This is a genomic window from Nitrospira sp., from assembly GCA_005116745.1.
Lineage (GTDB): Bacteria > Nitrospirota > Nitrospiria > Nitrospirales > Nitrospiraceae > Nitrospira_D.
In genome coordinates, this window is the sequence record SWDS01000002.1 from 21,908 (window position 1) to 35,182 (window position 13,275).

Consider the following 13,275-nt stretch of genomic DNA (forward strand, 5'->3'; position numbering starts at 1 on the left):
ACCTGATGAGGTAGCACCTCACTAAACGCGTCGAGTGCTAGACAATTCTCAAGACTAAGTCGACTCTCAACTTTCGCTCCCTGGTATTCCTACTAGAGGAAAGACCAAGGCCTTCTCAGCCCTTTCCACATCGTGACCTGACGAACGAAAGGATACGAAACGGTCTGAAATTTTCTAGCCTTACCACACCTTCCATGGAGCTTTTGACGATTGCCAAAGTTCATCCAAGTAATTCTTCTCTCGCAGCGTATCCATACAGGACCAGAACCGATCATGCCGAAAGCCCATCAATTGATTATCTTTGGTAAGCTGCTGGATGGGATCCCTTTCCCACACGGTCTCATCGTCTTTAATATAATCAATGGCGTTAGATTCGAGAACGTAGAAGCCCCCATTGATCCAGCCTTCCTCGCCATGAGGTTTCTCCCTGAAGTCGACGATATGGTCATGATCGAACACAAGCCGACCGAATCTAGCAGGAGGCAGGACAGACGTTACTGTGGCCAACTTTCCGTGAGCCTTGTGGAACTTAATGGTGGCTTGAATATCGACATCTGAGACCCCATCTCCATACGTAAACAGAAACGTTTGATTCTCGCCTATCCATTTTCTCAGCTGCTTAAGCCGACCTCCCGTCTGGGTGTGCAGACCGGTATCAACGAGATGCACTTTCCAGTCTTCGTGCTGCTTCCCGTCATGAATCGTCGTCTTTCCGCTCTCAAGATCGACTGAAATATCTTTATTGAACGCATAGAAGTTGAGAAAATAGTCCTTGATCATCTCTCCCTTGTAGCCAAGGCCGATCACAAATTCCTTAATCCCGTGAGCAGCATAAATCTTCATGATATGCCACAGGATCGGTTTCCCGCCGATCTCCACCATAGGTTTCGGACGCAGGGTGGTCTCTTCGGATAAGCGAGTTCCCCATCCTCCTGCTAGAATTACTGCCTTCATGCTCATTTCCTCCTTGATCAGGCTCCAACAGCTGGAAGGAATTCCCCATCGAAAGCCTATACGAACGAACCGATAATCAAAATCTTATGGAGTCTAGGCTGCAGCATAGAGAGTTAGCTGGTCAATCTCTAGCTACAACCCTCGCCTGGAGCGCGAGTGTACCCAGAAATACCATCCTTCCTCTTTGATGCCCCGAGATCTCTCGTATAAATATAACCTCAAGTCCGACGAATGGACTATCTTTAAGTCTGAACAAGCAGGCCACTACTTAGCTCTTTCAGCCTCTCTAGTACGCACACTTCATGGCTTGCCACTCTCCTCTTCATGGAGCATCACTCATCGCGATACCGACCTCCAGAGATATCGCACCGAACTCCCCTGGCATGCATCACCGCTCAATAGGGCTTCAAGTAGATTGATTAGGAAGATATAGATACCCTGAAAGAGAACAGCAGTTATAGTTGATATCTTGCATCAAATAGTTCTCTGTTCTTACAAAAGTGGCAAGCAACACTCCACTCGTATACTAAGGATAATCTGCTCGGCCAGCTTTTCATAGTTTGACTTTTGACTAAGTACATACCATTGCATCTCACAACATCTCAATCTGATTGTAGAATAAATCGTTCATAGATCCCGCCTCTCATCTGCGTGATCTGAAGCCTCAGCTATACTAGCGCCATACCGGCATCCACCGGATCTTTAAGTTTCTAATAAACTATGCTCTCCAAGTCAACTTGTGGTCTTCCTCCGATTTGGTGGACACCGGGTTACGCGACAGCCGTCCTCGCTTCGAACTCGCCCAGGGGGTGATAGCCGAGGGTCGAGTGCCGTCGCTGCCGATTATAGAACACATTGATGTACTCGAAAATATCCTGCTTGGCTTCGTCTCGTATGGCGTAGTAACGATGATACACGAGCTCGCGCGTGAGTGTTCCGAGAAAGCTTTCGACACAGACGTTGTCCCAACAGTTCCCTTTGCGGCTCATGCTAGGCCGGAGACCGTGCACATCAAGTAGCCGCTGGTAGCTCGTGGCCGCATACTGGGTGGATTCAAGTGGTCGTTGCAACATATTCCGTGTTGGCCTATCGGAGCAAGTGGTCAAACATTTCTGCAGGCGTTTTCCAATTCAGCGTTTTACGAGGCCTGGCATTCAGGGCGGCCGCCACGGCAGCACTCTCCTCAGCGCTGTGCACGCTCAGATCCGTGCCTTTCGGGAAGTACTGGCGCAGCAACTCGTTGGTGTTTTCATTGGTGCCGCGTTGCCACGGGCTGTGAGGGTCGCAGAAATAGACCTGCACGCCGGCGTCGATTTTGAGGCGTGCGTGCTGAGCCATCTCAGCCCCTTGATCCCACATCAATGACCGGCGGAGCTGCTCAGGTAAGGTGAGGATCGTGCGCGTGGTGCGCTCCACCAAGGTGCCGATCGCGGAGCTGCCAAGACCCAAAATGAGGTCCCCTTCCCAGTCGTCCGGCATAGTGCGATCAGCGGCCTCCGCCGGACGTTGACCGATCATGATCTCGGATGAGATGAAAGCCTTACCTCGCTTGTGCGTGCCTACCCTCGGCATCCGGAATACCCGCCCGGTGCGCAAACAGGCCGCCAACTCGCGGCGTAGCGCACCTCGAGCTTGAACTAACAGTGTTTGATAGTTGGCTTCATGGCTGATGCGCATGGTCTCATCTTCCGGAAAATCGACCGGCAGACGACGGGCGATCTGCTCCGTGCTCCATGCGTGTGCCCACCGCCTCTCCTGCCGGGGGCCATGTCGACGGCCTTTCCAGCACACGGTCGGACCGGGAACGGGAGCACCGTTCGGAGCGACGACGACGCCAGCCAGTCGTTCTTCCACATACGCCCGCAATGTCCCGTTTTGCGCCAGCTTTGCCTGCTTGGGAAGGCGAGTGGCTCGCTCGGCATGCCATTGCGCTGTCATTGCACGATATTCCAAACTGCCGCTTCGGGTGGCAGCGTTGCGCCGCAACTCCCGGGAGATCGTCGATGCTGCCCGCCCAAGTCGACGAGCGACCTCCTGCATGGAGTAACCTTGCACGCGCAGGAGCGCGATCTCCTCTCGCTCCGCAAACGAGAGATACCGGCCGGAGAGCGGCCTCGCTGAGAGCCCAAACAGCACGGGTGGCATACCGCCTGCCTTCTGGAACCATCGTGTTCCTACCGGCGGCGACACACCGGCCTCGCCTGCGGCATCCTCACTCGCCAGGCCTGCCAGGGTCTCCGCCCAGACCGATCCGAACGGCGCTTTCGAATGTTCATCGCAACTCCCTTCAGTAAGATGTTGCAACGACCACCTGAATCCGCCGTCACGTGTTCTTGCCGCCGCCGCACGAGTCCTTCCTACTCCGTGCGCATCGACTCGCGTGTGTGGTCCTGAGAGTCCGCCTGGCGCTGCTCAACCTGCCAGCGGTACGGCAGATGGTCAGCGATGCCGAGGTCCCGAACGACCTGCGCAACAGGCTGTGTCGAATCGCGCACCAACCGGATCACTTCCGATTTAAATTCGTCCGTGTATTGCCGTCGAGTCTTCGTGCGTCATGCATTCCTCAGATTTCATCACGCTCCTCCATATACACGATATACTCGTGCCCATGAAATCGGGAGAAGGTCACTTGACAGGAGAGATAGTTTTCATAAAACAACGACTATTCTTCCTGGGGAAACCCTCGATCGACACGTAGACCAACAGCCCAAAACTTTCACCCTGCTGACACGGCTCCCTCCTCCCCACAGGACAACGTGAATGATGCGTCGTTGGCTTGAGACCTCCTCTTAGACTTCTATATGTCTACGCCTTAGTCTTTTGGCATGAGCCACCAGGAGACTGATGACCCTCACTCCAAAAGTACCAGCTTGTGGATTGCCTAGGGAAGGTCTGATTAATTCACGATTCCAACAAACCAGCGCAGAAAACACTGGGAATCTAACTGATTGCCGCCTTAAACTTCGAATTAATCAGACCTTCCCTAGATATCCAAAGTACGGTGGTGCAAATCTCGATTAGAGGCCTACGCATGATACTCAATCCTCTTGATTGACACCTCCTAAACTTGTGGAGACGGTCAGTGTGTGCAGGGAACTTAGAACATGAACTTAAGTCCTACGAAATGGGTGACATGGCTGCTTGAATCTCCAATTGGAAGCTTTCTTGTCCAGCGTACTTCAGCAAGCGTTGGTGTGTCAGCAATCGTTATGGGTGTTGGCACATAGACTTTCAATACCTGCTTAATATCCGGGGCTTGGTCCATAAGAACCAACATACCTCCGCTACTAATATTCAGCGATAGCGCTTTCCCCCCCTTAACAAGATGAGCATTCCCTGCCTCTAGCGCTGTCATCTCATAAAGAATTGGCCTCAGCAGTGCCGCGCGCTCACTATGATTTTCATAGCTATCCCTTATCGGCCACTCCCATTCCATTGGCTTCACATCCATTCCTCTTCCCCTCTCATAAGAAATCGTTGTACGACTTTTCCCATTTAATCTGGGATCTTAACCTGCCTATGGGCTATCCAGCATTCAGCAAGGCGATGCTCAAACTAGCTCCCTAACCTGACCACAAACCTAGGTGGAATATTAGGGATCGCTTCCAGGATCAACAATACCGATGATGTAGGCTGCTTTCCCAAAGGTATATGTTGACTCCCTCGAAAGTGTTAGGTACTATTCCTGTATTCTACAGCTTGTTTGAGTCAAGTTAAGCCATTTATCACTGATGCTCGATACTGCATTAAGTTTTCACCATCTTGTGATGCCCTAATCGTATTATGCCAGAACCAGTTAAAGGTATTGATCAAACCGATGCTCTGGCTGATCAGCGGGCAGGATCTGGGATAGTGGTGCTATCGGCATCTATGCAACTCCTACATATGAATCGACAAGCTACAGAACTCGCCAAAAAGATCAATGCCGTCGAGCATGGAAGAACGACCATGATTTCAGCGCACGGAGTCCTCCCGACGGCCCTAACTGAGCTTTGTTCGGAAATCATTAAAGCTCTTCACATACGCACAGAGGCCAAGGATTGGGAACAATTCGAACTCAAGCGTGTGACAGGCGACCCTAATCAGCCTATCCTTCTGAGAGGCTTCGGCTTGCCAGATCGAGGAGGCATACAAAACGCCAGGCTTGTGGTTACCATGGAAGAATTAGGGCGAAAGCAAAACCTCAATACCGAACATGCTCGAGAACGTTTTCAATTGACTAACCGCGAGCAGTCAGTTGTTGAACATCTGGCAAAGGGATGGACCAATAAAGAAATCGCCAATGCCCTCCTGATCACTGAACAAACGGTCAAAGAACACATTAAGCACATCATGCGAAAGACCAACGCGACCACCCGTACTGGAATCCTCGTTCACATCTTCAACTCTTGACGCTCTTACCTAACATAGGCCTTCCCGATTTTTTGAGCTCCTCCAGCTGTGTCAATAGCGCAACAGTGAGTTGAGATTGACACAATTCAACCCCGATGATTCCAGAAATACTTCTTATTTCAATTACAGTTACAGAGTACAGCTGCATGGCCTGCCATTTGCACATCCGAATACCAGTTGATGGAGGTGGATGACATGAACTGCAGTATGCTCACAAAAGGCTTGATGCTGGGTTTATTAGGGGGAGTAGTTCTTGCTTCAGGTTGTACAACCGGTCCTTCATCCCAAATAACCGAACAGAAAAATAGCGGCTTCATGTCACTGTGGAATACCTATACCAATTGTAAATCAACCTCTAACTTAGCCCAGGCAACTTCAGATCTGACCCAACTGCGTTCAGCTAGCCAAGAGGTACGCGAAGGGTTTGTCTTGCCGCTGCCGACTCACCTTGAGCGGCTGGTGGCCAATCCAACAAGTCGGGTCGCAGTCGATGTAGAGGCAATGGCTGCCGCTTGTGCTCTACACACTGGAGAGCTCGCCTTTAATCAAGGGCAAACCGATATCGCTCGTGACCTTCTGGTTTCGGTCATCACGCTTCATAAGGAAGAAGGTTCCTATTACGTCCTAAAGGCAAAGACGTTGCTGGCAAGACTTGGGCATGGGGTCAACGTTTCCTTCAACGTTCACTAGTTCTCTTTTTTCTCTCCCTGCAGTCCTCGATATAACTCTACATAGAATTTCGCCGATCGATCCCAAGACAGATCGACCATCATTCCCGCATGGATTAAGGATTGCCATGTCGGCTGCTCTTTGTACACCTGAAGCGAGAGTACGAGCGCGGAGAGGAGAGAGTCCGTCGAAGCATCAATGAAGTGAAAACCAGTTGCACGCCCAGATTTAACCGTTGAAGGTCGAAAGGGAATAACGGTATCCGCTAATCCTCCGGTACGGCGCACAATAGGTACCGTGCCATACCGAAGACTATACAGTTGGCTTAATCCACATGGCTCATAGCGAGACGGCATGATTAACATGTCCGACCCAGCTTCAATCCGATGCGCCATTCCTTCGTTAAAGCCAAGACATAAGCCGATCCGATCAGGATATCTGGATTTGGCGGCAATAAATTGCTGTTCCAGATGGTGATCCCCCGTACCAAGCACGACAGTTTGCATGTCTAGAGACATGAGCTCTGGAAGCACATCTATCAAAAGATCAAAGCCCTTCTGAAAGGTCAGCCGACCGATCACAGCCAATAAGGGAACATCACGATTCGGTAGTTCCAGCTCCCTCTGTAGGGCTCGCTTGCATGCTCGTTTCCCCGACAAATCAGCAGCCGTATACTGTGCCGGCAAGTAGGAATCGCTCTCTGGATTCCAGGCATCGACATCGATACCATTTGTAATCCCTTTGACACCATCCGCACGACCCGCCAGCACACCTTCAAGACCACTTCCATATTCTGCGGTCATGATCTCCTTCGCATAGGTAGGACTCACCGTGGAAACAGCATCTGAGAAAATAATGCCGCCCTTCAGGCAATTGACCGATCCATAGAACTCGAGGCCACTTGGGGAAAACAGTGACGGAGGAAGCCCCAGCTTCGTAAACTGCTGGCCAGGGAAAATTCCTTGATATCCCATATTGTGCAGAGTCAAGAGCACTTTCAGCTGATCGAGCCCCTGATACTCGTGAGGAAGCGTCTTCAGGTACACTGCGCACAAAGCCGTCTGCCAATCGTGCAAGTGCAGCACATCAACCTTCTCCCCTCGAGTCTCCATTAACCCACGCACTATTTCGAGGGCGGCACGACAGAAGAGGATAAACCGCTCGAGGTTGTCCGGATAATCGTGATGGTCTTGTTGGTAAAGCCCCGGGCGATCAAAATAGGGATCGTACCGCACAAATAGTACTCGCAACCGATGCAAGGCACCTGTCACTGGTACGTTTTCTTCTTCTACCGTGACATCGACAGGCTTCCCATCAACCGGAATAGAAAGTCGCATGGCCAATTGACGAGACTCACCAGCTGCTCGACCTCGGTAATCGGGCATCACTAATATTACATGATGCCCCAACTTCGTCAGCTCGATCGCCAACGCGCCGACCACGTCGGCTAATCCGCCCGTTTTGGCATACGGAACGGCCTCAGAGGCCGCCATCACGATGTTCAAACTACCTCCTGATGCTGAATCTCATGCGGGGTATTGGGCGAAGACCTAGGGTCGAGAACCTTCGTCAAGCCTGGTCTTGAATCGATCCTCATAGGCCCAGGTTTTTGCAAGGGCATGCAACTCCTCGGCCTTGAGCTCTTCCTTATAGACAAGACGATCATCGAGAAATACCAGGAGCCAACCACGATCGGGGTATGCGAAATACACTCCTTCACCCGCATGCACGCCAGCTTTCCATCCCCTCGGAGCCTCTCCTGTTGCCACGCGCGATCGAGGAATCACGCTGAAGTCCGGCATGACAAAAAAATGGCTGAACTCACTGTGATAAAGTGGCGGTTTTCCCCAAGCGTTTACGACTGCCATCGTAGTAACTTGATCCAGCACCAGATTATTGGCTTGCACCAGCTGTTCTTGCTGCTCCAACGTTGGCATGCTCTTGCAGCCCACCATCAATCCGAGTAGTACCACTCCACATACGCACCGTATCACCTTTGTCAGGACACCAGAAATGTTGGTCACGTTGTATCCTACCCTCACATGAGCCGTCTGGATTTTGGCTCAACTGGCTTTACTGGCTGACAGACGTCGCACTGACACAATTGTCGTAGCAATGCATAGGAATAGATACCGGTATCGTGGCCGTCGCTCCATTTGAATTGAAACGCGTAGCGCCCCACCGACTCGATGTCCTGGAGCATAATCAAGATCGGCACATCCTCTGACTTGAGACGCCGCTCGCCTGTCCACTCATCAACACAGGCCGCGCAGGGACAGTGCTGCCGGAGATAACGAACCGAATACCTCCCCTTGTGGCCATCGCTCCACTGAATTCCCAACACTCCCTTGTCGAGCCACTCCATATCTCGAGGCTCAAGAGCAGTGGCTGTCATGTGTTCACCTCTCATCATGTCTTGCTCATCCTGGCGATGCGAGCGACAGAAAGTCAACCGGTGGCAGCCGTTTTCCGGCAACCACCGTGATGTACCCTTCAATCGCTTCCTCTACCTCATTCCGCACTTGCCCCGTTGCTCGCAACCGTGTGAGTACCGTAGGCGCCAGCCGAATGGCTTGCTGGAGAAACAACAGGCTGCCTCGTGAGAATGCGACACATCGAACTCGTTGACGTGCGGCGCAGGGCAGACACACGAGACCTCCGGCGATTGGAGAAAATTGAGGCTCTCCAACGAAGTGCGTCTTCCCACAGGCGGCGCAATGATCGGTCTGTGGGCGAAACCCCGTTAGTCCAAGCAGTCTGATCTGAAACAGGAGCGCCGTAAAGGTCGGGTCATCACTTTCCTGAAGCGAGGCAAGGCCTTGCTCCAGGCTATCAAACAAACGCGGGTCCGGATCTCCATCCGGTGTGATCGCGGTGACAACATTCACCATTCTCGCCGCCGATGCCATCAAACGAAGGTCTTCCCGCAACACTTGAGAAGATCGTACCAAATCGACCTGCGAAATTCGAAACAGGGAGTCCCCTGTTTTCTCAAACAGATTCAGACGACACACGCTAAATGGTTCGATCGCGGCCCCAAAGCGGCTTTTCTGACGACGGGCACCACGGGCGACCCCTCTGATTTTACCCAGACTCTTGGAGTACACCGTGACGATTCGATCGGCGTCCCCCCACTTACGGCTCCGCAAAATGATCGCCGTCGTCTTTACCAGAGGCACTGCTCTCTCCCCTCCCACTCTCGGTTGAGGCACAAGGATGCACCAGTCTGTGTCACCGGAGATAGTCCAAGAAAAGAGTGGCCAAGGTCAGATAGATTGTAATCCCGGTGATGTCGTTTGCTGTCGTGACAAAAGGACCGGCAGCAACGGCCGGATCGACCCCCACGCGTTTGAGCAGAATTGGCATAATCGTCGCCATGCTGGTCGATACCAAAAATGCAGTGATCAGCGAAGCTCCGAGGACCATGCCCAAAAACCCTTGATGCAAAACCCAAGCAACCAGTGTCAGCGTCACACCGCAGGCCATCCCCATGACCAAGCCGATCTTCGCTTCACGAAAAAAAATAGGCCATACATGAGTGAGGTCCACAGAGCCGGTGGCCAACCCTCGAATAATCAGCGTTGAGGACTGCAACCCCACATTCCCACCCATCGCCGCAATCACAGGGATAAAACTCACGATCGACACCACCTCCTGGATCGTATAACGGAAATGCCAGAGGATCGCACCGGACAGGAGACTGCCGACTAGGTTGGTAAAGAGCCATGGCAACCGGAGTTTCGCCGAGCCGAAGCTCGAAGGCTTCAAGCCCGTGTCTTCCTCAATTGCCCCGGCCATTTTCAACATGTCTTCGGTCGCTTCTTCTCGGATCACATCGACTACATCATCCACCGTGATGATGCCCACGAGTTTGCCATCCCGTTCCACCACCGGAATCGCCAACAAGTTATAGCTGGCCACCTGGCGCGCGACTTCTTCTTGATCCAAGTCGATCGCCACACTCATCACCTCTCGGGCCATGATATTTTTCAGTGGCGTCGTCGGAGGGACCGTGATCAGCTGTCGGAGCGAGAGAACACCAACCAGCCGATCATCCTTGTCCGTCACATAAATATAGAACACCATTTCCGCATCCGTGGCTTGTTGTAACCGACGGATCGCTTCCTGTGCCGTGGCATCCTCCGGCAAGGAAAAGAACTCTGTGGTCATGATCGCGCCAGCCGTATCCTTTGGATATTTAAGGATGTCGGCAACCTCGGACGAATCCTCGGTCTTCATTAGGGCGAGAATCTCTTTGCTGCGCTCTTCAGGAAGAAATCCGAGAATGTGCGCCACGTCGTCGGGGCCAAGGTCTTTCAAGAGCCACGCAATGTCAGAATGCAACAGATCTGCGAGGACTTGCTGGATGCTTTCGCCGTCGAGCTCGCTGAGCGCTTGCCCACGTTTGCCTTCGCCGCGGACCAGTTCGAAGATCTCTCGTTTTTCCTTCAGAGAGGAGAGATGGGTCACGACTTTGGCAATGTCGGCGGGGTGCATACGCCCCAACATCTTGGAGAGGTTTGTGATGGCTCCGCGTCGCAGCAACTTTTGTACGGACTGGATCACAATGTCCGATTTTGTCTGCCCACGTTCGGTCTGATCACGCAACACTTCACGCAGCACATCGCGTTCGGGCTGGTGCAGTCGCTGGTCCGGTGCGTGCGGCTCTATCGGTCGTTCCATCGGCTGCATCATTTCCTAGTAACCCAACTCCACCAAGGTCTGCTCGTCCTCACGCCAAGATTTTCTGACCTTCACCCACAGCTCTAGAAACACTTTCATGCCGAACAGCCGTTCCATGTCCAGCCTGGCCTGTGTGCCGATCAATTTCAAACGCTCTCCGTGTTTGCCTATCAGGATGCCCTTCTGCGAGTCTCGCTCCACCAAAATCGACGCTCGAATCTTCGCCAGCTTGCCCTCCTCGACGAATTCATCGATCTCGACTGCGACCGCATACGGCACCTCCTCCTCCGTCTCTTGCAGCACCTTCTCACGGATCATCTCAGCCGCCAGCGTTCTCATGGTCTGATCGGTCATCACATCGTCGCCGTAGGCTCCTTCTGCCGACGGAAGATAGGGAACCGTCACGGCCAGCAACCGATCAATATTGTCGGCGACCTGAGCAGAAACCGGCACTACCTCTGTCCATGCGAAGAGTTTGCCATACCGTTCGAGAGTTGGGAGCAGTTTCTGCTTGTTGACGATATCAATTTTCGTGATGACAAGGATAACCGGACGCAGCCGTTTGGCCAACGCCTCCTTCATATGCTTGATAGCGATCAGATCTCCGGGACCCGGAAGACTGGTTGCATCCATCAGCATGTACAAGAGATCCGCATCTTCCAAGGTTTCCACGGCAGTACGCAGCATTCGACGATTGAGCAAGTGCTCTGGTTTATGAAGCCCTGGCGTATCGAGAAAGGCAATTTGTGCTCCGTCCACATGCACGACACCCATAATGCGGGTCCTTGTGGTCTGGGGCTTACTCGACACAATCGAGATTTTTTCACCTAGCAGGCAATTGAGTAGCGTCGACTTGCCGACGTTGGACCGCCCGATGATCGCAACTGTTCCAAACTTCATGGTTTTGACAACAACTCCAATTTCTTGTCAGGGTCTGGCACCAACTGATAGACCGTCTCTCCCTTACGCACATACCCCAACTGTTCTCGAGCCAACTGCTCAATTTTAGCGGGGTCATGCTGGAGACGAGTAATATCGTGCTGCAATGTGGCACTTTCTCGGCGTAAGGTCGAAAGCTCCTGTTCCAGATTCCATGCATGATCGCGCATGGAGAGATACCGAGTGAGGCCCATGTCTCCGGAAAACAACGCCACGAATAGCCATACACAGCCACCCGCGCCGAGCACCTGCATGGCGATCAGGACGCGCTGCCGCCATTCCAGCCATTGCCGTCCACGATTCTGTTTGATAATCATCTGTGCATCCGGCGGCGGAACCAGCTAGGCCCTGACCTGCACGGCCTCTCGACCACGATAGAGCGCCACGGCTCCCAGCTCTTCTTCGATTCTGAGCAATTGGTTATATTTCGCCACACGATCCGTACGGGATAAGGATCCCGTCTTGATCAGTCCGCTGTTCGTCGCAACCGCCACGTCCGCAATCGTGGTATCTTCGGTCTCACCGGACCGGTGTGAAATGATCGCTGTATAGCCTGATCGCTTCGCAAGTTCAATCGCATCCAAGGTTTCCGTCAAGGTCCCGATCTGATTGAGCTTGATCAGAATCGAATTCCCGATGCCCTCCTTAATGCCCTTCGAAAAGATGTCGACGTTCGTGACGAAGATGTCGTCCCCGACAAGCTGCACCCGTTTGCCCAGCTTCTCGGTGAGGATCTTCCACCCCTTCCAATCCAGCTCGCTCAACCCGTCTTCGATGGAAAGGATCGGATAACGATCCAGAAGCTTGCCGTAGTAGCTGATCATCTCATCCGACGAACGCTCCGGATTCTTTTCCGCTTCGAGCACATACCGTCCCTTGTCATAGAATTCGCTCGCCGCGCAGTCCAACGCCAACGCGATATCTCGCCCAACCTTATAACCCGCGTCCGCGATTGCCTGAGAGATCAGACTCAGCGCTTCTTCGTTCGATTGCAGATCCGGGGCGAACCCACCCTCATCCCCCACGGCCGTGTTGAGTCCCTTCTTCTTCAAGAGAGCCTTCAACGAATGAAACACTTCTGTCGCCATGCGGAGGGCTTCGCTGAATCGGCTTGCGCCTATCGGCATGATCATGAACTCTTGGAGGTCCAAGCGATTATCGGCATGGGCTCCGCCGTTGATGATATTCATGAGCGGTACGGGAAGCACACGGGCATTCGCCCCCCCAAGATAACGATAGAGCGGCTGGCCCGTTTCATTCGCCGACGCCTTTGCCACGGCTAGCGACACACCCAAGATCGCGTTGGCTCCCAGTTTACTTTTGGTTTTTGTCCCATCCAACGCAATCATGGCTCGGTCGATACCGGCCTGGTCGAATGCTTCCTGGCCAAGCAATTCCTGGGCAATGACCTTGCTGATATTCGTGACCGCCTTGGAGACGCCCTTTCCCATCCACCGTTTCTTGTCACCGTCTCGGAGTTCGATTGCTTCTTTTTCCCCGGTTGATGCACCAGATGGCACAGCCGCCCGCCCCTTCGCGCCGCTTTCGAGCGTCACTTCGGCTTCAATCGTTGGATTGCCACGTGAATCGATAATCTGTCTGCCCTTGATTTCTCTAATCGCGCTCATAATCTCTCCG

The 13,275-nt window shown here is 52.8% G+C and carries 15 protein-coding genes; 2 read left to right on the forward strand and 13 right to left on the reverse strand.

The window, feature by feature from the left end:
• Positions 1–180: 180 nt before the first annotated feature.
• From rfbF to E8D52_02230, 5 genes are all read right to left on the reverse strand, one after another.
• Positions 181–954: a glucose-1-phosphate cytidylyltransferase gene (rfbF, locus tag E8D52_02210; protein ID TKB69893.1), complete on the reverse strand. Its 774-nt coding sequence runs from the start codon at positions 952–954 to the stop codon at positions 181–183.
• Positions 955–1,724: 770 nt separating this feature from the next.
• A complete protein-coding gene (locus E8D52_02215) occupies positions 1,725–2,027 on the reverse strand; it encodes a hypothetical protein (protein TKB69894.1) in 303 nt (100 codons plus the stop codon).
• Between the two features lie 13 nt (positions 2,028–2,040).
• Positions 2,041–3,099, reverse strand: coding sequence for an IS30 family transposase (locus E8D52_02220; protein ID TKB70349.1), 1,059 nt, complete (start codon positions 3,097–3,099; stop codon positions 2,041–2,043).
• A 212-nt stretch (positions 3,100–3,311) separates the two neighbouring features.
• Complete coding sequence (locus E8D52_02225; protein ID TKB69895.1) at positions 3,312–3,461, reverse strand: hypothetical protein; 150 nt, start codon at positions 3,459–3,461, stop codon at positions 3,312–3,314.
• Positions 3,462–4,051: 590 nt separating this feature from the next.
• Entirely contained in the window at positions 4,052–4,405 is a 354-nt protein-coding gene (locus tag E8D52_02230; protein TKB69896.1) for a PilZ domain-containing protein, read from the reverse strand.
• A 332-nt stretch (positions 4,406–4,737) separates the two neighbouring features.
• On the opposite strand from E8D52_02230, the gene E8D52_02235 reads away from it, so the two are divergent.
• Both E8D52_02235 and E8D52_02240 read left to right on the forward strand, forming a co-directional pair.
• On the forward strand, positions 4,738–5,346 hold the full coding sequence (locus tag E8D52_02235) for a response regulator transcription factor (GenBank protein ID TKB69897.1): 609 nt from the start codon (positions 4,738–4,740) through the stop codon (positions 5,344–5,346).
• Positions 5,347–5,541: 195 nt separating this feature from the next.
• Positions 5,542–6,036, forward strand: coding sequence for a hypothetical protein (locus E8D52_02240; GenBank protein TKB69898.1), 495 nt, complete (start codon positions 5,542–5,544; stop codon positions 6,034–6,036).
• Here E8D52_02240 and glgA read toward each other — a convergent pair.
• From glgA to E8D52_02280, 8 genes are all read right to left on the reverse strand, one after another.
• Positions 6,033–7,520: a glycogen synthase GlgA gene (glgA, locus tag E8D52_02245; protein ID TKB69899.1), complete on the reverse strand. Its 1,488-nt coding sequence runs from the start codon at positions 7,518–7,520 to the stop codon at positions 6,033–6,035. The genes E8D52_02240 and glgA overlap by 4 nt on opposite strands.
• Positions 7,521–7,565: 45 nt before the next feature.
• On the reverse strand, positions 7,566–8,039 hold the full coding sequence (locus tag E8D52_02250) for a hypothetical protein (GenBank protein ID TKB69900.1): 474 nt from the start codon (positions 8,037–8,039) through the stop codon (positions 7,566–7,568).
• 14 nt (positions 8,040–8,053) lie between these two features.
• Positions 8,054–8,410, reverse strand: coding sequence for a DUF971 domain-containing protein (locus E8D52_02255; GenBank protein ID TKB69901.1), 357 nt, complete (start codon positions 8,408–8,410; stop codon positions 8,054–8,056).
• Positions 8,411–8,435: 25 nt separating this feature from the next.
• Positions 8,436–9,257 (reverse strand): DNA repair protein RecO, encoded by an 822-nt coding sequence (recO, locus tag E8D52_02260; GenBank protein ID TKB69902.1) that lies wholly within the window; start codon positions 9,255–9,257, stop codon positions 8,436–8,438.
• Positions 9,247–10,584: a magnesium transporter gene (mgtE, locus tag E8D52_02265; protein ID TKB70350.1), complete on the reverse strand. Its 1,338-nt coding sequence runs from the start codon at positions 10,582–10,584 to the stop codon at positions 9,247–9,249. The genes recO and mgtE overlap by 11 nt, the downstream gene beginning before the upstream one ends.
• Positions 10,585–10,713: 129 nt before the next feature.
• Complete coding sequence (locus tag E8D52_02270) at positions 10,714–11,598, reverse strand: GTPase Era (GenBank protein TKB69903.1); 885 nt, start codon at positions 11,596–11,598, stop codon at positions 10,714–10,716.
• A complete protein-coding gene (locus E8D52_02275) occupies positions 11,595–11,954 on the reverse strand; it encodes a septum formation initiator family protein (protein TKB69904.1) in 360 nt (119 codons plus the stop codon). The genes E8D52_02270 and E8D52_02275 overlap by 4 nt, the downstream gene beginning before the upstream one ends.
• Positions 11,955–11,978: 24 nt before the next feature.
• Complete coding sequence (locus E8D52_02280) at positions 11,979–13,265, reverse strand: phosphopyruvate hydratase (protein TKB69905.1); 1,287 nt, start codon at positions 13,263–13,265, stop codon at positions 11,979–11,981.
• Between the last annotated feature and the right edge of the window lie 10 nt (positions 13,266–13,275).